We start from the raw sequence: 20,569 nt of genomic DNA, 5'->3' as shown, positions 1-20,569 counted from the left end.
GTCACAACGCCTTCGGAGGCACGACTTTGAGGTACACGGCGGTCAGCACGACGTTGATCAGGAACAGCAGCAGGAAGGTGATCACCACCGCCTGGTTCACCGCGTCGCCGACGCCCTTCGGCCCGCCCGCCGGGTTCAGCCCGCGGAACGCGGCGACCACGCCCGCGACGAAGCCGTACAGGAACGCCTTGATCTCGCTGATCCAGAGGTCCGGCACCTGCGCGAGCGCGTTGAAGCTGGCCAGGTACGCGCCGGGCGTGCCGCCTTGCAGGACCACGTTGAAGAAGTAGCCGCCGAGCACGCCGACCACGCTGACCAGGCCGTTGAGCAGCACCGACACCACGATCGCGGCGAGCACGCGGGGCACCACGATGCGCTGGATCGGGTTGACGCCGAGCACTTCCATCGCGTCGATTTCTTCGCGGATCTTGCGCGCGCCAATATCAGCACAGACGGCGCTTCCTCCTGCACCGGCCACCAGCAGCGCGGTGATCAACGGGCTCGCCTGCTGCACGATGGCGAGCGCGCTGGCCGCGCCGGTGAAGGACTGCGCGCCGATCTGCGTGGTCAGCGATCCCAGCTGCAGCGCGATGACCGCGCCGAACGGGATCGCGACCAAGGCCGTCGGAAGAATGGTCACGCTCGCGAAGAACCAGCACTGCTGGATCCATTCGCGGAGTTGGAACGGACGCTTGAAAATCGCCCGCAGGACCTCCCAGGACAGCGTGGCGAGCCTGCCGACCTGAGTCAGCGCCGCGGTGCCCGGGAGAGTGACCGAGCCGCTTCCGCCCACCGCACCTCCCAGTAGTCACCCCCGAGTCTTGCCCATCCCCGCCCGCCGATTTCGGTTAGCGGTGTTCACTCCCGTCCCTTCAGCCCCCAGCCGTCACCCTAGGCTCACCAGCACCGATCACAGTTTCAACGCGTGTGTCGCCGTGGCTCCGCCGTCGGCGACGAACTCGCTGCCGGTGCAATACGAACTCTCGTCGCTGCCGAGGAACACCAGCAGCGGCGCGATCTCGTCGGCGCGGCCCACCCGGCCGAGCGCGACCTTCTTGCCCACCCAGGACACGTCCACGTCCGCGCCCGCGGCGTCGGACACCATTTTCGTGTCGATCATCCCCGGATGCACCGAGTTGACCCGGATCCCGCGCGCGCCCAGCTCCAGCGCGGCGACCTTGGTCATCCCGCGGATCGCGAACTTGGTCGCGGTGTAAGCGACGAGGAACGGCATCCCGGCCAGACCCTCCACAGAGGACACGTTGACGATGGAGCCGCCGCCGGCCCCCGCCATCGGTTCAACGACCGAGCGCATGCCGAGAAACGCCCCGATCTGGTTGATCCGCACGACGCGTTCGTATTCGGCCAGCGGCGTCTTCGCGAGTTCCGAAAAGTACAGCACCCCGGCGTTGTTGACCAGCACCGTCGGCGCGCCGAACTCCGTCACCGTGGTCTCGACCGCGGCCGTCCAGCCGTCCTCGTCGCTCACGTCGAGGTGGCAGAACACGGCCGATTCGCCGAGTTCGGCGGCGAGCTGCTTGCCTTCGTCGTCGAGGACGTCGGCGATCACCACCTTCGCGCCTTGCGCGACGAACGCGCGCGCGGCCGCCGCGCCCTGCCCGCGTGCTGCTCCGGTGATCAGGGCGACTTTGCCGGCCAACCGGTCGTCGGTCATGCGTCCTCCGGGTTCAGGGCAGCGAAAGCAGATCGGTCGCGGCGAACATCCGCTCCGGGTCGCGATCGGCGAAGTGCGCGCCGACGGTCGCGGCGAGTTCGCCGGTGGTCCAGGCGCCGTTGGCGGTGTCGAACCGCTCCTCCACCGACGGCGGCTTCAGCAACGCGACCATGCCGCCGTGGACGACGAAAACCTGCCCGTTGACGGCGTCCGCGTCCGGTGAGGCAAGGAATGCGACAAACGGAGCAACGTGCTCTACCGACAACGGATCGAGCCCGTCGGCCGGCGCTTCGCCGAAGACATCCGCGGTCATCGCGGTGCGCGCGCGCGGGCAGATCGTGTTGGCGCGCACGCCGTACTTCGCCAGCCCGCGCGCCGCGGACATGGTGAGCGCCGCGATGCCCGCCTTGGCCGCCGAGTAGTTGGGCTGACCCGGCGAACCGACCAGAAACGCCTCGGACGCGGTGTTGATCAGCCGACCGTACACCGGCTGTCCCTCCATTTTGGAGCGATCGCGCCAGTACGCGGCGGCGTTGCGGGACAGCAGGAAATGGCCCCGCAGGTGCACCGCGATGACCTTGTCCCAGTCCTCGTCGGACATCGAGAACAGCATCCGGTCGCGGAGCACGCCCGCGTTGTTCACGACGATGTCGAGGCTGCCGAAGTGGTCCACTGCGGCCGACAGCAGTTCCTTCGCGGTCTCGGCCGAGGAGACGTCCCCGGCGACCGCGAGCGCCTTGCCGCCGTGCTTCTCGATCTCGGCCACGACGTCCGTCGCCTCGCCGATGTCGTTGACCACGACGGACGCGCCTTCGCGGGCCAGCGCGAGCGCTTCGGCCCGGCCCAGCCCCGCTCCGGCTCCGGTGACGACAGCGACCTTGCCCTCGAGCGTCATCGAATCGCCCCAGCCCGGTCGTCGTACGTGTTCCCTGCGGCCGATTTCACCCGCGAGCCTCCTCGTCGAAGCCTGCCTGACGAAGCACAGACTAGAATCTGTTCTCGTATTGAGCAAGCCCCGATCAACCGGTCGTGAACAGGGCGTTCTTCGGGCAGTTCGTCACCGCTTGCGAAACACGTTCTACTTCATCCTCCGGAACCGGCCCGATCACCAGGTTCTCGTCGTCGTCGAGATCGAAGACCTCCGGCGCGAACCCCACGCACACCGCGTTGGCCTCGCACAGCGTCCGGTCGACACTGACCTCCATGCTTCCTCCCGCTCGCCGCTCCTGGTACAACTAGAACAGGTTCTAGCTTACCGCCGGGGCCCGGTACGACACCACAACGAGACCGGCGGGGTGGAGGTGACGGGTGCGGATCGACTATACGAGCGAGCAGCAGGCACTGGCCGCTGAGCTGCGGGAATACTTCGCTGAACTGATGACCCCGGCACGGCGGGAAAGTCTCGCCGCGCCGGGCGGAGAGTACGGCGACGGGTTGGCGTACAAAGAAATCGTGCGGCAGCTCGGCAAGGACGGCTGGCTCGCGCTCGGCTGGCCGCGCGAGTACGGCGGCCAGGACCGGAGCATGCTCGACCAGCTGGTCTTCACCGACGAGGCGGCGATCGCCGGGGTGCCGGTGCCGTTCCTGACGGTGAACACGGTCGGCCCGACGATCATGCGCTTCGGCACGCCGGACCAGAAGGCGTTCTACCTGCCGAAGATCGCCGCGGGCGAGCTGCATTTCGCGATCGGCTACTCCGAACCGGGCGCGGGCACAGACCTCGCCTCGCTGCGCACGCGGGCTACCCGCGACGGCGACGAGTACGTGGTCAACGGGCAGAAAATGTGGACCAGCCTGATCGAGTACGCCGACTACGTGTGGCTCGCCGCGCGCACCGACCCGGAGGCGCGCAAGCACAAGGGCCTGTCGATCCTGATCGTGCCGACCTCCGCGCCGGGCTTTTCCTGGACGAAGGTGCACACCGTCGCCGGGCCCGGCACCAGCGCGACCTACTACGACGACATCCGCGTACCGGTCACGTCGCGGGTCGCCGAGGAGAACGCGGGCTGGCCGCTGATCACCAACCAACTCAACCACGAACGCGTGGCGCTGACCTCCGCCGCGCCGGTGCGGAAAGCGCTGGCCGACGTCGTCGAATGGGCCCGCGCGGAGTCGCTGACCGACCGCGAATGGGTCCGGACGCACCTCGCGCGCGTGCACGCCTGTGCCGAGTACCTGAAGCTGCGGAACTGGAAGATCGCCTGGGCCGCCGCGGCCAGCGAGCTCGGCCCGGCCGAGGCCTCGGCGACCAAGGTGTACGGCACCGAGATGGCGATCGAGGCGTACCGGCTGCTGATGGAGGTGGTCGGCGCGGCCGCCGTGGTGCGCGACGGCTCCCCCGGCGCGGTGCTCGCGGGACGGCTGGAACGGCTGCACCGTTCGGCGTTGATCCTCACTTTCGGCGGCGGCACCAACGAGGTGCAGCGCGACATCGTCGCCGCCACCGCCCTCGGCCAGCCCGTGACGCGTTAGGAGTTCTCCCGGTGGACTTCTCTCTCACCGAAGCACAAACCGACCTTTCCGCTTTGACCAGGCGCATTCTCGCCGACCAGGTCACCGCGGAATCGCTGGGCCCGCACGGTTCCGGCGGTTTCGACGCTCCACTGTGGACGGTTTTGGCCCGTTCCGGAGTCCTCGACGCCGCCCTGCCCTCGACGGTCGGCGGCGGCGGTTTCGGCTTGCTGGAACAGTGCTCTGTCCTGATCGAGATCGGCCGCGCGGTCGCTCCGGTCCCCTATCTGTCGTCGGTCGTCCAGGCTGGCTCGGTGCTCACCGATCCGTTGCTGGCCGAGCGATGGCTGCTGCCGGTTTCGCGCGGTAAAGCCGTACTCGCTGTCGCCCTGGGCGGTTCGTTCGTCGCTTCAGACGGACGCCTCACCGGTACGCAGACCGCAGTCCCCTTCGCGGCCTTCGCGGACGCCTTGCTTGTCGAAGCCAACGACGGCGTGTACATCGTCGAGAAGGACGCTGCTGGTGTCTCTATCGAAGCGCAGTCCACCACGGACCATGCCGACGCTGCTTTGGTGACGCTGTCCGACACCCCTGGCGTCGCTCTCGGCGACGTCGGCGAACAGTTGCGTCTTCGCGGCGCTCTCGGCGCTTGCGCGCAACAGTTGGGCGTGTTGGAACGCGCGCTGGAACTGACCGCCGAGTACACACGCGAGCGCAAACAGTTCGACAAGGTGCTGGGCAGCTTCCAAGCCGTCCGACACCGTCTCGCCGACGCGTACATCGACGTCGAAGCCGTACGGCTGACGCTGTGGCAGGCGGCCTGGAAACTTTCCGAAGGCCTGCCCGCTGCCGCTGACGTGGCCACTGCGAAGTTCTGGGCCGCAGAGGCCGGACACCGCGTCGCGCACACCGCCGTGCATTTGCACGGCGGTGTCGGCATCGATGTCGAGCACCCCATCCACCGTTACTTCGCCGCCGCGAAGCGCCTGGAGTTCACCAGCGGTGGCGCGACCGAACAGCTGTTGGGCCTCGGCGAACTGGTGGTCAGTCCAACGGCGTGATGTGCCGCAGCCGACGCGGTCCGGTATCCGGCCGCGTCGGCGGTGCGCCCACCACCAGCCGCGCGTTGGCGACGAACGCCCCGTCCGGCGACGCGAGGATCGGATCCAACGCCAACGACCGCACCTCGGGGTTGTCCTCCGCGAGCGCCGCGACGCGCAACACCATGTCCTGCAACGCCGCGAGGTCCGCGGGCTCGTCACCGCGATACCCAGTCAGCAACGGCGACGTACGCGGCTCACGAATGAGCGTCGCCGCGTCGACGTCCGTCAACGGCACCGCTCGGTACGCGCGGTCGCCGAGCAGCGTGCTGACCAACCCGGACAGCCCGAACGACACGAGCGTGCCGAACGATGGGTCGTCCTGCAGCCCGATCGCGCACGACAGCCCCTTCGGCGCCATCTGTTGCACGTACACGTCTTCGTCGCCCGACACAGCGCACAGATCCCGGTACGCACCGCGTACGGAGTCTTCGGACATCAGGTCAAGCCGTACGCCAGCGAAGTCCGGCCGCCCCCGCAACCGCTCGTCGACGGCCTTCAACGTGACGGGGTACCCAAGCTCAGCCGCCGCGGCCACTGCGTTGCTTTCGCTGGACGCCACTCGGAACGGCACCACATCCACGCCGTAACAGCTGAGCAACCGCACCACGTCGTCGTCAGACAACAGCGTCGAACTGCCGTCCTCCGGCAACAGCTCGCGCACGATCTCCTGCGCCTGCTCGACATGCAGCCCGCCAGGCCGCACCAACGTCCCCTGCGGCCGCTGCCGCCACGCCGCGTACCGCACCACGCGCGCCAACGCGTTCACCGCGCGCTCCGGACTCGAATACGACGGAATCGACCCACGCGTCGGCACTCCGTCGTCGGAAAGCACCGCCAACTCGTCCGGTACGCCTTCTGCGGCAAGGAACGTCGAGACGATCGGCTTCGACTGCTTCATCTCCGACACCGCTTCGCGCAACGCCCGCGCGTACGCAGCCCCAGGAATCGCCACCGGAGGCGCGAAAACCGCTATCAACGCGTCCGTCTCCGGCGAATCCAACGCCTCGCGCACCGCCGTAGCGAACTCGTCCGGCCCCGCTTGCGGCCCGATGTCGACCGGATCGAACGCCAGCCGCAACCCCTCCGCACGAGCGGTATCGGCCGCCAGCAACCCGATCGCACTGGAGTTCCCGACAATCCCGATCCGCGGCCCCGCCGGCAACGGCTGATGCGCGAACACGAGCGCCGTGTCGAACAACTGCGCCAGCGACTCGACCCGCACAACGCCGGCCTGCTCGAACAACGCCTGCACGCTGGCCTCGTCGACCTCCGCCGACGTCGCCGCGAGCTGCGGCCGCACCGCATGCCGCCCGGATTTCACCGCCACGATCGGCTTCGACCGCGCCAACCTGCGCGCGAGCCGCGCGAACTTGCGCGGGTTGCCGAACGACTCCAGATACAGCAACACCAGGTCGGTATCCGGATCGGTTTCCCAATACTGCAGCAAATCATTGCCGGACACATCCGCCCGGTTGCCCGCCGACACGAACGTCGACAACCCGAGCCCGCGCGACCCCGCGTCGGCAAGAATCGCCGTCCCGAGCGCGCCGGACTGACAGAAGAACCCCGTCCGCCCACGCTTCGGCAACCGCGGCGCGAGCGTGGCGTTGAGCCGAACGTCCTTCGCGGTATTCAGCACGCCCAGCGCGTTCGGCCCGACCACGCGCATCCCGTGCGCCCGCGCCTCGCCGACCAGCCGCAACTCCGCGTGCAACCCGAGCGGCCCGGACTCGGCGAACCCGCCGGAGACGATCACCAGCGTCTTGACGCCCTTGGCCAAACAAGCGTCCAACACCGATTCGACGGCCTCCGCGGGCACCGCCACCAACGCGAGATCCACCGGATCCGGAATGTCCAGCACCGACGGATACGCCCGCACCCCGCGAACCGACCGATGCTCCGGATTGACCGGATAAACGGCCCCCGCGAAATCGGCCGCGAGCATGTTGGCGAACGCGACATGCCCGACCTTGGTGGGATCCGCCGACGCCCCGATCACCGCCACCGTGTCGGGATGGAGCAGATTGTGCACACTCCGCGCCTCCGCGGCTTGCTCCCGCGACCGCGCGACCGCGAGCGATTCCTCCGTGGGGTCGATGTCGAACTCGAGATGCAGCACGCCCTCCTCGATCGCGCGGCTGACCTGGTAGCCCGCGTCGCGGAACACGCGCACCATCGCCGCGTTCTCGCTCAGCACCTCGGCGACGAACCGCCGCAGCCCGCTCTCCGACGCCGCCGCCGCGAGGTGCTCCAGCAGGATCGACCCGAGCCCGCGCCCCTGATGCTTGTCGTCGACGACGAACGCGACCTCCGCCGAAGGCCCCTGATCGAGCCGCTCGTAGCGCCCCACCGCGACCACGTCGTCGCCGAGCAAAGCGACGAACGCGACCCGGTCGTGGTGGTCCACCGTGGAGAACCGCTCAAGATCCCGCGGCGGGATGCGGGGGTAGGCGCCGAAATACCGGAAGTACCGGGTGCGCTCGGAAAGCCTGCCGTGCAACGCGACGAGCCCGTCGGCGTCACTGGGCACGACGGGTCGCAAGTGGACAGTGCCGCCGTCGGAGAGGACAACGTCGGCTTCCCAATCGCGGGGGTAGTCGTAGGGATCGCGCTTCCCGCTGGGGGCGGGGTGTTCTGCAGCGGGATCCACTGCTGCAACTCCTTTCGCCGCGGGGTTCGCGGTGGTGGCTTCGCCAGCCGTCGCAGTAGCACCCGACGCGGCCGAATTCCCTGCGGAATCAGGCTGTTCCGACGCCGCGCGCCCGCCCTTGGCCGGGTCCGGACCGGAGGAACCGCCGGTTGCGCCCGGCTCGCCGCCCCGCCCAGGTCCGTCCGGCAAACCCTTCTCTCCGCGCTTGCCACCAGGCGGTCCGGCACTGTCCCCCGCGGAAGCGCGGCCGGGCTCCGTCGTTCCCTCGGCGGTATGCCCGCCCGCTGGGTAACGGGCGTCGCGGCCGAAGGCGCCGCCGGGCTCGCCCGTCGCGCGGACGCCGGGAGCAGGGCCGCCGGGGTCGGGAGTGCCGGAGTTTTCGCCGGGATGGCGCGGCTGGTCGGGCATGGTCAGTCCCTCGGATCGTCCGGGTCGAGGCCGTGCAGCGGGAAGATCGCACGGCGGGTGTCGCGGATCGCGATGTCCACCGGGTCGTCCGCGTCGTCGCCCCACGGTGTGAAGGCGGTGTCCTTGCCGTCGGTCATCGCGGCGGGGAGGACGGCCGCCGGGGCGGCGCGCTGGACCGTCGAGACCCAGCCGGGCGGCAGCGGCGTTTCCGGCGGGACGTCGCGGTCCAGCACGGTCGCCATCAGGTGCGTCCACGAGCGCGGCACCACGCGGATCAGCTGGTATCCCCCGCCGCCGACGGCCAGCCAGCGGCCGTTCGCGTAGCGTTCGGCCAGGTCGCGCAAGGTGGAGTAGATGGTGCGGTGGCCGTCGACCGACAGGGACATGTCCGCCATCGGGTCTTCCTCGTGCGAGTCGACCCCGCACTGCGTGACGAGCAGCTGCGGCTGGAACTCTTGCAGCACAGCGGGAACCACCGCGTCGAACGCCCGCAGCCACCCCGGGTCCCGGGTGTGCGGCGGCAGCGGGATGTTCACCGCCGTGCCGGATGCCTTGCCCCTGCCGACCTCGGCGGAGTAGCCGGTGCCGGGCCAGAGCGTGAACGGGTGCTGGTGCATCGAAACGGTGAGGACGCGCGGGTCGTCGTAAAACGCGGCCTGGACGCCGTCGCCGTGGTGCACGTCGGTGTCCACGTACGCGATGCGGTCGAAGCCGTGGTCGAGCAGCCACGAGATGGCGATCGCGCAGTCGTTGTAGACGCAGAACCCGGACGCGTGATCGCGCATCGCGTGGTGCAGCCCGCCCGCGATGTTGACCGCCCGCCGCACCTCGCCGTCGGCGATCTTGCGGGCGGCGAGCAACGTCGAGCCCACGACCAGCGCGGTCGCGTCGTGCATCCCGGGGAACACGGGGTTGTCGTCGGTCCCGAGCCCGTGCCCGACGTCCCAGCTGACGTCCGGAGCTTCCCGCACGGCGGCCAAGTACTCGGGCGCGTGCACGCGCAGCAGTTCCTCGTCGCCGGCCGCGGTGGGCACGAGCAGTTCGACCCCGTCGAGCACGCCCAGCTCAGTGGCGAGCCGCACGGTGAGGTCGAGCCGGACGGGGTTGAACGGATGCTGCCCGCCCAGGTCGTACTTCAGCAGCGACGGATCCCAGACGACTGCAGGCGACGACATGCCCCGCACTGTACTTCCCCGCCGCGCCCCGAGCCGGGTTCCGCGGCGGGGCGAAACTCAGCCGCGCGTCCAGACGACGCCGCGCGCTTCGTACTCCAGCATCTCCTCCAGCCCGGCCGCCGCGTCGGCGCCGAGTTCCCGTTTGACCAGCCACAACGCCAGGTCCAGCCCGCTCGTGATGCCGCCCGAGGTGACCACGTCGCCGTCGTCGACCACGCGGGCTTTCTTGACCACGCCACCTTGTTGGACAAGCGTCTCGACCGCGCCGTGGTGCGTCGTGCACGGACGTCCGCGCACCAGTCCGGCCGCGCCGAGCAGAAGCGTGCCCGTGCAGAGCGACGCCAGAGTCAGCCCCTTGCGCGGCGCGGCGGCGAGCGCGTCCGGCAGCACCCGGCGGTCGATCTCCGCCCAGATGCCCGGCCCTTTCCGCTTCCTGTAGCCGCCGCCGGGCACGACGATGAGGTCAGCGTCCTGCGGGGACCAGCCGCGCTCGACCTCCACCTTCGTCCCGTACGACGCGCGCACGACGCCCGGCCCGTCCACGCGCACGTACGAAACGTCCGTGCCGCGCTTCGCGTGCATGCCCGCCGCGGAGAACACCTCGTACGGACCGGCGAAGTCCTGCTCCTCAACACCGTCGAACAACACGACCTGCACCCGCAAGGGCCGCCGCCCGGCCGCGGCCTCGGTCGCCGCCGACCCGGCCGCTACAGCTCCGGCCGATGCCGCCCCGGTCCCTGCCGCAGCCCCGGACGTCGCCGCAGCTGCAGCTGGCACCACCGCCGCGGACGTCGCTGCCATCGCCGCCCCGGCCGCCGCCGACCCGCGCAGGAATGTCCTTCGCTCCATGAACGCCGCCTCTCGCCTGGAAAAGCCTTCCGGACGAGAAGTCGGCCCGCGGCACCGAAAGTTCCGGCGAATTCAGCCGCGTTCGGGACCGGTGGCCGCCGGACGTTCCGGATCGCGCGACCAGTGCGACCACGACCCCGCATACAGCGCCGCGGGCTCAGTCCGTCCCGCCACCTCCAGCGCGAGCACCACCGACGAAGCGGTCACGCCCGAACCGCAGTAAGCGCCGACCGGAACCCCGTCGGCCAAACCCAGCGCCGCGAACCGCTCGGCAAGCTCGGACGGCGACTTCCAGCGCCCGTCCGCGCCAGCGTGCTCGGACGACGGCGCGCTGACCGCGCCCGGGATGTGCCCGGCACGCGGGTCGACCGGCTCGGTCTCGCCGGTGTAGCGGACGTGCGCCCGCGCGTCGAACAGCACGCCCTCGCGCGCGAGGGCCGCCGCGTCGTCCGCCGACAGCACCGGCATGCCGCCCGGCCGGACCTCGATGTCGCCCGGCTCCGGCGACGGGGTCTCGGCCGTCACTTCCCGCCCCTCGGCCAGCCACGCTGTGTAACCGCCGTCGAGCACCGCGACCTCCGGATGGCCGGCCCAGCGCAGCAGCCACCAGGCCCGCGCGGCGACCGAACCGTCGGCGTCGTCGTACACGACCACCGGACGCCCGTCCCGAACGCCCGCTTCGCGCAGCTCACGCTGCAGCACGGCCGGGTCGGGCAGCGGGTGGCGGCCGCCGTCTCCGGGCGGCGAGGCCAGCGCCGTGTCGAGGTCGGCGAACACCGCCCCGGGCACGTGTCCCTCCTGGTAGGACTCCGCGCCGGGCGGTCCGCCGAGCCGCCAGCGGACGTCCAGCACGACGGGACGCTCGCGATCGGGGAACGCGGCGAGCTCAGCGGGCGAGATCAACGGTCGCATGGCCCCATCCTGCAGGTCCGGACGCGGTTCGCGCATCAGGGCAGGACTTTTCGGCGGGGCCGCGCCGTTACGCCGAGGCGGGCCGTCGCTGTCGGGGCCAACGACTACGATGAGCTACGCGGACGAAGGGGACAGCGTGAACGATCTCATCGACACCACCGAGATGTACCTGCGTACCATCTACGAGCTCGAAGAGGAAGGGGTCGTCCCGCTGCGGGCCCGGATCGCGGAGCGGCTGCAGCAGAGCGGGCCCACCGTGAGCCAGACCGTGGCCAGGATGGAGCGCGACGGGCTGGTCGTCGTCGCCGACGACCGGCATCTGCAGCTCACCGACCACGGCCACGACCTCGCCGTCGCGGTCATGCGCAAGCACCGGCTCGCCGAACGCCTCCTCGTCGACGTGATCGGCCTCGAGTGGGAGCACGTGCACAACGAGGCGTGCCGCTGGGAGCACGTGATGAGCGAGGCCGTCGAGCGCAAGCTGGTGAAGCTGCTCGACCACCCGACCACGTCGCCCTACGGCAACCCGATCCCCGGGCTCGACAAGCTCGGCGACGGCGATCCCGCGCCGCGCGCCGAGGACGGCCTGGTGCGTCTCGACGAGTTCGCCCGCACCGGCGGCGGCGAGGTGGAGATCCGCCGCATCGCCGAGCACGTGCAGCTCGACGAGTCGCTGCTCACCGAGCTGCGCACGGTCGGGATCGTGCCCGGCGGGTTCGTCACGGTCGGCAAGGCCTCCGGCGGCAGTGCGACCGTCGAGGTCAAGGGCACCGAAACCACGGCGCAGGTGTCCACCGCGGCGCTGCACGCCGTGCTGGCGCTCGCCAAGTGACCCCGGCGACCGACGCGGCACGCGCGTTCCGGGAGGTCCACGGGCGGGCCCCGGCAGGCGTGTGGTCCGCGCCGGGCCGGGTGAACCTGATCGGCGAGCACACCGACTACAACGACGGTTTCGTGCTGCCCTTCGCGCTCCCGCACCGGCTCGCCGCGGCCGCGTCCCCGCGCCAGGACGGCAAGCTCCAGGTCGCCACCCTCGGCGACGACGGGCAGCTGCAGCACTCCGGGCCGCACGACATCGCCGCGCTCGAACCGGGTTCGATCCCGGGCTGGGCCGCGTATCCCGCCGGGGTGGCGTGGGTGCTGCGCGACCAGGGTTTCGCGGGCGGAGCCGACCTGGTCATCGCCGGCGACGTGCCGTCCGGGGCCGGGCTTTCCTCCTCTCACGCGCTGGAATGCGCGGTGTCGCTGGCTTTGCTGGGCGTGGCCGGGGTCGAACTCGAAGACGGCGGAGCGAGCACCCCCGCACGCCCGGAGATCGCACGCTGGGTGCAGCGGTCGGAAAACGACTTCGTCGGCGCGCCCACCGGGCTGCTCGACCAGACGGCGTCGCTGTGCTGCGAGGACTCGCGCGTGCTGTTCCTCGACGTCCGCTCGGGCGAGATGGAGCAGGTGCCGTTCCCGCTCGGCGAGGCCGGGCTCCGGGTGCTGATCATGGACACCCGCACCAAGCATTCCCACGCCGACGGCGGCTACGGCGCGCGGCGGCGCGGCACCGAGCGCGCGGCGGAACTGCTCGGCGTGAAGGCGCTGCGCGACGTCACGCCCGACGGCCTCGACGAGGCTCTCGCGCACCTGCCCGCAGACCTGGTTCCGCTGGTGCGCCACGTGGTCACCGAGAACCAGCGGGTGCTCGACGTGGTCGCGTTGCTGCGCGAGAAGAAGCTCGCCGAGATCGGGCCGTACCTCGACGCTTCGCACGTGAGCATGCGCGACGACTACCGCATCTCGACGCCCGAACTCGACCTCGCGGTCGACTCGGCCCGGTCGGCCGGCGCACTGGGCGCGCGGATGACCGGCGGCGGGTTCGGCGGCTCGGCGATCGCGCTGGTCCGCGACGAGGATCTGGACGGAGTGCGCACCGCGGTCGAAACCGCCTGCGAGCAGGCCGGGTTCCGCCGCCCGCGGATGTTCACGGCGGTGCCGTCGCGCGGCGCGGGCCGCGACGAGGCCTGATTTCCGGAGCAACCCCCGGAGGGTCCGGCACGTCGCTCTGAGGGGAGACTGTGCCGCAGAGTCGCCACCCCTCAGCAGAAAGGCCTTGACGTGACGGACCAGCAAAGCCCCCTGAAGCTCATCGTGACGGGCGGCGCGGGGTACGTGGGCAGCGTGTGCGCCGCCCGCCTCATCGAAGCGGGTCACCAGGTCACCGTGGTGGACGACCTGTCGACCGGGCACGCGGACGCGGTGCACCCGCAGGCGCGTTTCGTCGAGGGCGACGCCGCCGAGGTCGCCGCGGACATTCTCGGCGAAGGTTTCGACGGCGTGCTGCACTTCGCCGCGAAGTCGCTGGTGGGCGAGTCGATGGCCGACCCGGCGAAGTACTGGGAAGGCAACGTGGTGACCTCGCTGCGGCTGCTGGAGGCGATGAAGAAGCACGGCACGCCGCGCCTCGTGTTCTCCTCCACCGCGGCGACCTACGGCGAGCCCGACGTGTCGCCGATCCCGGAAACGGCCCCGACGCAGCCGACCAATACGTATGGCGCGTCGAAGCTCGCCATCGACCACGCGATCACCAGCTTCGCCCGCGCCCACGGCCTGGCCGCGGTCAGCCTGCGGTACTTCAACGTGGCCGGCGCGTACGGCGCGTTCGGCGAACGGCACACCACCGAAACCCATCTCATCCCTCTCGTTCTCCAGGTCGCGACCGGCGACCGCGAACACATCTCCATCTACGGCGACGACTACCCGACGCCCGACAAAACGGCCGTCCGCGACTACATCCACGTGGTCGACCTCGCCGACGCCCACCTCCTCGCCCTGCGCCACGCCGCCGCCGGCGAGCACCGCATCTACAACCTCGGCAGCGGCACCGGCTTCTCGGTGCTGGAGGTCGTGGAAGCCTGCCGCCGGGTCACCGGGCACGCGATCCCCGCCGTCGTGGCCCCGCGCCGCGCGGGCGACCCGTCGGTGCTGGTGGCGTCGAGCGACAAGGCCAACGGCGAACTCGGCTGGACGCCCAAGCTGACCGACCTCGACGGGATCGTGTCGGACGCTTGGCAGTTCACCCAGTCGCGTCTTTCCTGACGGCGATTCCGGGCCGCAGCGTCGGACTGCGGGCGGTGCCTGATCCGGGTGTGGTGTTTCGGGGCGGGGATCCTGGCAGATCCTCGCCCCGCATCGTTTCTGCGCACACCTCCCAGACGCACTGGGCGAGGAGCCGATAGTCCACTTAGGACTCACTGGTGCGACGCGGGCTCGGGACCACGGAAGGAATCAGCTCAAGCACGTCCGCGCCGGGATGGCGAGGTTCCGACCCCCGTCCCGCACCGTGCACGACGGAGTGTTGGCGCAACAGGCCGATGCGATCGAACGCCACGGCGAGGAACCAAGGCAAATCCGGCTCGAGCAAAGCCTTTCCGGCACTGTGCGGGGCTTCGCCAGGGAGCCCTCCCACCACCGAGGCAGCGAACCGGTTCGACAGGGGCCCGTCTCCGCCCTCCGCCCTCCCGACGTGCAGTCAGGGTCACGGTCATCTCGTCCTCCTCGGCGGCTCGGACTCGGCGGCACTCCCGACGTGCGATCAGGCCACGGTCATCTCATCCCCCTCGGCGGCCCCGGCTCGGCAGCGCTCTCCGGCTCCGACGGCGGCGGCAACCCGAGATCCGCCGCCGTGCTGAAGTCCGCGAGGCCGGTCAGCTTCGCCGGGTCCATACCGATGTTCCAGGCGGTCTGCAGCAACTGCGCCACCATGTGGTCAGGATCGGCCTCGACCGCGTTCGCCAAAGCCATCCCGGCCAACGCGCCTTCCCCGCGCATCAAAGCGGTGTAGCCGAGATAGAGCGCAGCCTCGGCACGGTGCGGCGGCGGCAATTCGCGGACGAGCGTCAGCCACACCTCCTCAGCCTCCCGAGTAAGCGCAGTATGCGGCGGGACCGCAAGGGCCATGCACGCGTCGCGGATGGGGGTGAACATCAGAGCGTGAGCCAGCCGGACGGCTTGGTCGTCATCAGGTGGACCCGCGCCTCGTCGCTGCCGGAGGAACGCGTCGCGGAGTTCGGTTACCGCAGCGTCCAAGACATCGCCCTGCGACATTCCGGGGCTGTACAACGGTTCCGGGCAGGACGCGAGCAAGTCGGCGCGACGAGTGATCGCCTCCGGGGAACGCGGTTCCAGCACCGCGGCCAGCTCTTCACGGCTGCGGAAGACGACGAAACCCGCCTCCGTGGTCGCGGCGGCGATGACGGTTTCCTGCGGATCGGGCACAACGCCGCCGCAGTCCGGATCCAGATAGCACGACCATGGCGCACCGGGTTCGATCTCGGCGGCCCACAGTGCGTGGAACAGGCGGAGGTTATGTCGAGCCAGGACCCGCCGAAGCTCGGCTAAGAATTCCCTGTGCGGTGGACCGTTTTCATCAGGCGAGCCGCCGACAAGGACGACGGTGACACCGTTGTGCTCGCGATCGGCGAAGCGCGGGATCAGCGCATCCGCCTGCTCTGCTTGGAGTTCTCGCGGCGGGAGGTCGGCGCGCAGCATCAGGCCGATCGTGGTGCCGGGGACGCGATGGCCCAGCAGCACAAGGGAATCGGCGGGACGGAAGCCCAGCAGGTACGGGAGGGAAGCGATGAGGTCGGCCGGATTGCGGAGGGTGGCCCGGGAGATGCCGGGCGGCGTCGAGGTGGTCACGCCTCCACTGTGCGCCGGGAATGCGCGAATCGGGACGAACACGGCAAATCTGTGGAGTCGGCGGGCAGTTGTGGACAACCGGGTCACCGGTGGGGACAACCGGCGGAAATTGTCGGTGGCCTGTGCATCGACCAACACTGTCCACAATAGACCGATGCTGCCGGAGCCAGCGAACGGCTCCGGCAGCATCGGTCAAGACAAACTCAGCCGCAGTGTTCGAACGGGCTCTCGTACGACGAAGAGCCGACCGAACCGCCCCATTTGACGCACGTCGAACCGGCGTTCTTCTTCACCGGGCCGGCGTAGTAGGTGAAGTTCCCCGAATCCGTCGCCCTGGTCGAGCCCTGCACTTCCAGGAACGCCGAAGCCGCGCTGGCGGTCCCCAGCGAAACCGCCTTCAGGGTCGTCACGCAGTTCTCTTTGGAGGACGAGTTGTACAGCAGGTACGCGGTGCCCGCCGTCCCCAGCGCCTGCTGGTCGATCACCGAGAAGCCCGACCCGCACACCTGCGTCGCCGAGTACGGGTTGCCGCCGCAGCCGTTCTTGCTGGTGAAGTCCTTCTTGCCGTAGTACGGCACCGCGACGCCGTTCAGCACGGCCTTCTGCGTCACGCCGTTCAAGTTCTCCTCGAAGTGCAGGTGCGGGCCGGTCACCCCGCCGGTCGCGCCCGCCTTGCCGATCTCCTTGCCCTGCCCGACGCTCTGGCCCACCGAGACTTCCTGTTCGGACAGGTGCGCGTAGCGGGTCCGCCAGCCGCCGCCGTGGTCCAGTTCGATCCAGCGGCCGTAGCTGGTGCTGCCCTCGTTCGCGACGCGCGTGACCGTCCCGGGCGCGGCCGCGAGCACCGGCATGCCGGTGATGCCGGACTTCTGGAAGTCGACCGAGTTGGCCGGGTTGTGGCCGCTGAAGGTCGCCGCGGTGACCGTGACGCCGCACTTGAACGGCACCTGGAAGTTGGGGGCCGCGGACGCCGTCGACTGGGCGGCGAGCGTCAGGCCGCACGCGGGCAAGGCCACCGCGGCCGCGACCGCCGCGAACCGTCTCAATCTGGACATGGGGCGTACCTCCTGGTGGGGGAAATGTCCGAGCACCTCCAGCCAAGCCCGAGCCAGTACATTTTCCGTACAAGACGACGGGGAGGACCCATGGGCACACCGGCGGCCTCGCTCGCCAACGCCCGGCAACGGTTCGAGGGCGCCGACTGGGTGCGCTGGGGCGTGCTCGCCGTGCCGCCGCTGTTCGCGATCCCGAACGCGCGGCCGTGGACGTGGCCGCTGATCGGGCTGATCCTCGTCCTGTCCGTCCCGGCCCTGTGGCTCACCCGCGAGTCGAAACCGCGCTGGCTGATGCCCTCGACCATGATCGCCGTGGTCGCGGCGGCGGGAGCGCTCTGGATCCTTCAGCCGACCAGTTGGACCTCGACGACGATGTTCGGCGCGGCCTTCTACACCCTGCGCGTGAGCAGCCGGATCGCGGCGGCTGTCGCGCTCGCCGTGGCTTCGGCGGCGATCCTCATCTGGTCGATCGCCTACGACCTCGACTGGCTGAACGCCGTCGCCCTCTTCGCGGTCCTCGTCGTGATGGTGCTGCTCGCGGCCAACCGCCGGGGTCGCGAGGAACGGCTGGAACAGACCGAACTCGCACTTGCCCGCGCCCAGACAGCCAGCGAGGAGCACGCCCGCGCAGCCGCGCTTGCCGAACGCGCGCGCATCGCCCGCGAACTGCACGACGTCCTCGCGCATTCCCTCGCCGGTCTCGCGCTCAACCTTCAGGGTGCGCGTCTGATGCTGGTCCGCGACGGTGCGAGCGAAGAGTCTCTCGCGCAGATAGAACGTGCGCAGAAGCTGGCGACAGACGGTCTCGCCGAAGCGCGCAAGGCCGTCGCCGCGCTGCGCGAAGACGCCGTACCCGTCGAGCGCTCGGTCTCAGACCTTCTAGCCGCGTACAGGCTCGACACCGGCTCTCGCGCCGACCTCGTGATCGAAGGCGAACCACGCGAGCTAGACGCAGCTGTCGGCACAACGCTCGTACGCGCCGTACAGGAAGCCCTCGCCAACTCGCGCAAACACGCAGCCGGTCCCGCCGTAGACGTCACGGTGGCCTTTAACAAAGACGAAGTCGGCTTAACGATCATCGACCACCAAGGCCGCCGTCCGCCGGAGTCGCCGTCGCCGGGATACGGTTTGCGCGGCATGGGCGAACGGGTCGCGCTGTTGAACGGGAAGCTCGAATGCGGCCCTGGGGAGGACGGATGGCGGATTCAGCTGACAGTGCCGGCGTGACGCTTCGCGTGGTGCTAGCCGACGACCAGGCAGTGGTGCGCGAAGGGCTCGTAACGCTGCTCGGCCTGCTGCCGGGCGTCGAGGTCGTAGGCGCGGCGGCAGACGGCGTACAGGCTCTCGAACTTGTCGCGGAACACCAGCCGGACGTACTGCTCGTCGACCTGCGCATGCCGAACCGCGACGGCGTCGAGACAACTGAACTGGTCCGAGCACAGCATCCGAAGACCGAGGTAGTCGTCCTCACCACGTACGCCGACGACGATTCCCTGCTCGCCGCGCTCAAAGCAGGTGCACGCGGGTTCCTCACCAAGGACGCCGATGCCGACGCGATCGTCCGCGCGCTCCGCTCAGCGGCAGCTGGCCAGTCCACTGTGGACGGCGCACTCCAGCAACGGCTGGTGGCGGCCGCGACAAGCCGCTCCCCCGTGCGCACGAAGGAGCTCGAAGGCCTTACCGCGCGCGAAGTCGAGGTGCTGCGGCTGATCGCGGCCGGCCTGTCGAACACGGAGATCGCGCGCACCCTCGTGGTCAGCGAGGCGACGGTGAAGACGCACGTCAATCACCTGTTCTCCAAGGCAGGCCTGCGCGATCGCGCGCAGGCCGTCGCCTTCGCTTACCGCGCCGGAATCGCCGAGTAGAACGCCTGCTTCCCGCCGACGATCGGCAGCGTCACCGTCGTCCCGGTCAGGTCCAGCGACAGCCCGGTGCCCGGCTCCGGCCGCAGCGTGAAGTCGTGGTCGCTGGACGCCAGCACGAACTCCAGCCGATGCCCGGCGGCCACGATGTAGTCCTTGGGCATCAGCGAAACCTCGATGCGGTACCGCTGTCCGGGCGTGATCGGCGACGTGATCGACGGGCTGACGCGGTTCTGCGGATCCGTCCAGCCCCGGCTGATCACGTGGGAAGTGCCGTCCGGCGCACGGTCGAGCAGCACCGCGGTGACGTTCGCGGCGGGGCGGTCGAACGACAGCCGCAGCTCGGCCTTCGCGGTACCGGACAGCCGCACCGGTTCCGTGGTCGCGGAAGTGCGGTAGCGCAAGCGGTTCCCGGACGACGCCGCGTCGGCGAGCTGCTCGATCTTCTTGCTCGCGTCGTCGGCCAGCGTTTCGACGGTCGGACGGCCGGGCACCGGCTGCCGGTCGAGTGCCCCGGTCGAACGTCCGCCCGGCCACGGGTGCAGCTCGACGTCCGAAGTGCCGGGCGCGGGCCATTCGGCCTCGTCGACCCACGACTTGTCCTCGCGCTGGATCGTCGCCTTCGGCTCGCGCTCGATGCCGTTGTCGACGCCGTACAGGTAATGCGACATCCACTTGTTCAGCGTCGTGAGCCAGACGTCGCGGCGCAGCGAAATCGGGTCCGCGTGGCCGGACTGGTGCAGCCAGATCTTGTGCTCGACGCCGTGCTTCTTCAGCGCTTCGTACCAGGTCGCGACCTGCTCGGTCTTCACGTTCCAGTCGTTCAGCCCGTGCACCGCCAGCACCGACGCGTGCACCTTGCCGACGTCGTCGCGGTAGTTCCGCACGTCCCAGAACTGGCTGTAGTCCCCGGTCAGCCGGTCCTGCTCGGCGGTGAGGCCGTCGAGCACCGGACGGCAGACCTGCTGGTCAGCGCGCGAGTAGACATAGCCGGCGAGCACGTCCGTGTCCTCGCCCTGATAACCGCCGGGAGCGACGACCGCGCCGGCGTTGCGGTAGTAGCCGTACCAGCTCGAAATGGCGGCGATCGGCACGATCGTCTCGAGCCCTTCGACACCGGTGCTGGCCACGGCGTTGGGCAGCGTACCGTTGTACGACACGCCCATCATTCCGGTCTTCCCCGTGCTCCAGGTCGCCGCGACGGGCGCGCCAGCCTTGTCGTGCGCTTCAGCGCGGCCGTTCAGCCAGTCGACCACCGAACGCGCGCCGATCGTCTCGTTCACGTCGCCGGTCGTCGGACAGCCGGTGGACAGCCCGGTGCCGAGGGATTCGCCGTACACGACCGCGAATCCGCGCGCGGTGAAGTAGTTCTGGTAGCCCCACCCGATCGGCGCCGCGACGTGCGGGCCTGGCACGTACAGCTCGGTGTCGACGTCGTGGTTCGGCACGTCGTTGCCACCCGCGAAGTACGGGCTCGCTTCGTACACGACAGGCACCTTCATGCCCTGCTCCGTGGCGCGCGGACGCACTACTTGCGCGTGTACGAGGTCAGGCTTGCCGTCGTGGTCGCTGTCGACGGGCGCGGTGACCCAGACGTCTTCGCGGATGACGTCAGCCGGATCGAAGACCGCCTGTGCTTGACCGTCGGTGAAAACCGGCGCTGGCGGCGAAGCGGCTTCAGCGACCGCGGGTACGGATAACGTGGCCACTGCGACGAAAACGGCAGCGACTCGAGCGGCAACT

The 20,569-nt window shown here is 69.9% G+C and carries 18 protein-coding genes; 7 read left to right on the top strand and 11 right to left on the bottom strand.

The annotated features are described in order from the left end of the window. Window position 1 precedes the first annotated feature (1 nt). The 4 genes from ACFORO_RS31740 to ACFORO_RS31725 all read right to left on the bottom strand — a co-directional run bounded on the left by ACFORO_RS31740 (window position 2) and on the right by ACFORO_RS31725 (window position 2,880). Window positions 2-793 carry an MlaE family ABC transporter permease gene (locus ACFORO_RS31740; protein WP_377872664.1) on the bottom strand — a complete coding sequence of 264 codons (792 nt, stop codon included), beginning with the start codon at window positions 791-793 and terminating at the stop codon, window positions 2-4. Window positions 794-910: 117 nt separating this feature from the next. After that, complete coding sequence (locus ACFORO_RS31735) at window positions 911-1,675, bottom strand: glucose 1-dehydrogenase (protein ID WP_377872665.1); 765 nt, start codon at window positions 1,673-1,675, stop codon at window positions 911-913. A 13-nt stretch (window positions 1,676-1,688) separates the two neighbouring features. Beyond that, a complete protein-coding gene (locus ACFORO_RS31730; RefSeq protein ID WP_354745500.1) occupies window positions 1,689-2,570 on the bottom strand; it encodes a 3-oxoacyl-ACP reductase in 882 nt (293 codons plus the stop codon). A 124-nt stretch (window positions 2,571-2,694) separates the two neighbouring features. Then, the gene (locus ACFORO_RS31725) at window positions 2,695-2,880 is read right to left on the bottom strand and encodes a ferredoxin (protein WP_116202111.1); all 186 of its coding nucleotides are present in this window, start codon (window positions 2,878-2,880) and stop codon (window positions 2,695-2,697) included. 103 nt (window positions 2,881-2,983) lie between these two features. On the opposite strand from ACFORO_RS31725, the gene ACFORO_RS31720 reads away from it, so the two are divergent. Then, a complete protein-coding gene (locus ACFORO_RS31720) occupies window positions 2,984-4,147 on the top strand; it encodes an acyl-CoA dehydrogenase family protein (RefSeq protein WP_354745502.1) in 1,164 nt (387 codons plus the stop codon). 11 nt (window positions 4,148-4,158) lie between these two features. Beyond that, complete coding sequence (locus tag ACFORO_RS31715; RefSeq protein ID WP_354745504.1) at window positions 4,159-5,187, top strand: acyl-CoA dehydrogenase family protein; 1,029 nt, start codon at window positions 4,159-4,161, stop codon at window positions 5,185-5,187. Here ACFORO_RS31715 and ACFORO_RS31710 read toward each other — a convergent pair. From ACFORO_RS31710 to ACFORO_RS31695, 4 genes are all read right to left on the bottom strand, one after another. Next, window positions 5,171-7,879, bottom strand: coding sequence for a bifunctional acetate--CoA ligase family protein/GNAT family N-acetyltransferase (locus ACFORO_RS31710; RefSeq protein WP_377872667.1), 2,709 nt, complete (start codon window positions 7,877-7,879; stop codon window positions 5,171-5,173). The genes ACFORO_RS31715 and ACFORO_RS31710 overlap by 17 nt on opposite strands. A 410-nt stretch (window positions 7,880-8,289) precedes the next feature. Next, window positions 8,290-9,462 carry an acetoin utilization protein AcuC gene (locus ACFORO_RS31705; RefSeq protein WP_377872669.1) on the bottom strand — a complete coding sequence of 391 codons (1,173 nt, stop codon included), beginning with the start codon at window positions 9,460-9,462 and terminating at the stop codon, window positions 8,290-8,292. Between the two features lie 57 nt (window positions 9,463-9,519). Next, entirely contained in the window at window positions 9,520-10,311 is a 792-nt protein-coding gene (locus ACFORO_RS31700; RefSeq protein WP_377872671.1) for a DJ-1/PfpI family protein, read from the bottom strand. A 72-nt stretch (window positions 10,312-10,383) separates the two neighbouring features. Then, entirely contained in the window at window positions 10,384-11,223 is an 840-nt protein-coding gene (locus ACFORO_RS31695; RefSeq protein WP_377872672.1) for a sulfurtransferase, read from the bottom strand. Between the two features lie 109 nt (window positions 11,224-11,332). On the opposite strand from ACFORO_RS31695, the gene ACFORO_RS31690 reads away from it, so the two are divergent. From ACFORO_RS31690 to galE, 3 genes are all read left to right on the top strand, one after another. Next, window positions 11,333-12,055, top strand: a complete 723-nt coding sequence (locus ACFORO_RS31690; RefSeq protein ID WP_354745511.1) for a metal-dependent transcriptional regulator — start codon at window positions 11,333-11,335, stop codon at window positions 12,053-12,055. Further along, window positions 12,052-13,236: a galactokinase gene (galK, locus tag ACFORO_RS31685; protein WP_377872674.1), complete on the top strand. Its 1,185-nt coding sequence runs from the start codon at window positions 12,052-12,054 to the stop codon at window positions 13,234-13,236. Before ACFORO_RS31690 ends, galK begins: the two co-directional genes overlap by 4 nt. A gap of 90 nt (window positions 13,237-13,326) precedes the next feature. Then, complete coding sequence (gene galE / locus ACFORO_RS31680; protein WP_370939061.1) at window positions 13,327-14,307, top strand: UDP-glucose 4-epimerase GalE; 981 nt, start codon at window positions 13,327-13,329, stop codon at window positions 14,305-14,307. A gap of 507 nt (window positions 14,308-14,814) precedes the next feature. Here the strand turns inward: galE and ACFORO_RS31675 are convergent. Further along, on the bottom strand, window positions 14,815-15,909 hold the full coding sequence (locus tag ACFORO_RS31675; RefSeq protein WP_377872675.1) for a DUF4192 domain-containing protein: 1,095 nt from the start codon (window positions 15,907-15,909) through the stop codon (window positions 14,815-14,817). A 203-nt stretch (window positions 15,910-16,112) separates the two neighbouring features. After that, window positions 16,113-16,964, bottom strand: a complete 852-nt coding sequence (locus tag ACFORO_RS31670) for a M23 family metallopeptidase (RefSeq protein WP_354745519.1) — start codon at window positions 16,962-16,964, stop codon at window positions 16,113-16,115. Between the two features lie 90 nt (window positions 16,965-17,054). Here ACFORO_RS31670 and ACFORO_RS31665 point away from each other — a divergent pair, with 90 nt between their 5' ends. Further along, window positions 17,055-18,191 (top strand): sensor histidine kinase, encoded by a 1,137-nt coding sequence (locus ACFORO_RS31665; protein WP_377872676.1) that lies wholly within the window; start codon window positions 17,055-17,057, stop codon window positions 18,189-18,191. After that, window positions 18,188-18,829 carry a response regulator gene (locus ACFORO_RS31660; RefSeq protein WP_377872677.1) on the top strand — a complete coding sequence of 214 codons (642 nt, stop codon included), beginning with the start codon at window positions 18,188-18,190 and terminating at the stop codon, window positions 18,827-18,829. The genes ACFORO_RS31665 and ACFORO_RS31660 overlap by 4 nt, the downstream gene beginning before the upstream one ends. Here the strand turns inward: ACFORO_RS31660 and ACFORO_RS31655 are convergent. Continuing rightward, window positions 18,805-20,535 carry a Xaa-Pro dipeptidyl-peptidase gene (locus ACFORO_RS31655; protein ID WP_377872678.1) on the bottom strand — a complete coding sequence of 577 codons (1,731 nt, stop codon included), beginning with the start codon at window positions 20,533-20,535 and terminating at the stop codon, window positions 18,805-18,807. The genes ACFORO_RS31660 and ACFORO_RS31655 overlap by 25 nt on opposite strands. Window positions 20,536-20,569 lie beyond the last annotated feature (34 nt).

Source organism: Amycolatopsis halotolerans (genome assembly GCF_042647905.1).
Taxonomy (GTDB): Bacteria; Actinomycetota; Actinomycetes; order Mycobacteriales; family Pseudonocardiaceae; genus Amycolatopsis; species Amycolatopsis halotolerans.
The sequence above is the reverse complement of the archived record's forward strand: the minus strand, read 5'-3'. Positions and strand labels throughout refer to the sequence as shown.

Coding starts and splice junctions, on each gene's coding strand:
- ACFORO_RS31695 (WP_377872672.1), bottom strand. CDS start 11,223: ATGCGACCGTTGATCTCGCCCGCTGAGCTCGCCGCGTTCCCCGATCGC.
- ACFORO_RS31735 (WP_377872665.1), bottom strand. CDS start 1,675: ATGACCGACGACCGGTTGGCCGGCAAAGTCGCCCTGATCACCGGAGCA.
- ACFORO_RS31670 (WP_354745519.1), bottom strand. CDS start 16,964: ATGTCCAGATTGAGACGGTTCGCGGCGGTCGCGGCCGCGGTGGCCTTG.
- ACFORO_RS31665 (WP_377872676.1), top strand. CDS start 17,055: ATGGGCACACCGGCGGCCTCGCTCGCCAACGCCCGGCAACGGTTCGAG.
- ACFORO_RS31690 (WP_354745511.1), top strand. CDS start 11,333: ATGAGCTACGCGGACGAAGGGGACAGCGTGAACGATCTCATCGACACC.
- ACFORO_RS31725 (WP_116202111.1), bottom strand. CDS start 2,880: ATGGAGGTCAGTGTCGACCGGACGCTGTGCGAGGCCAACGCGGTGTGC.
- ACFORO_RS31705 (WP_377872669.1), bottom strand. CDS start 9,462: ATGTCGTCGCCTGCAGTCGTCTGGGATCCGTCGCTGCTGAAGTACGAC.
- ACFORO_RS31700 (WP_377872671.1), bottom strand. CDS start 10,311: ATGGAGCGAAGGACATTCCTGCGCGGGTCGGCGGCGGCCGGGGCGGCG.
- ACFORO_RS31730 (WP_354745500.1), bottom strand. CDS start 2,570: ATGACGCTCGAGGGCAAGGTCGCTGTCGTCACCGGAGCCGGAGCGGGG.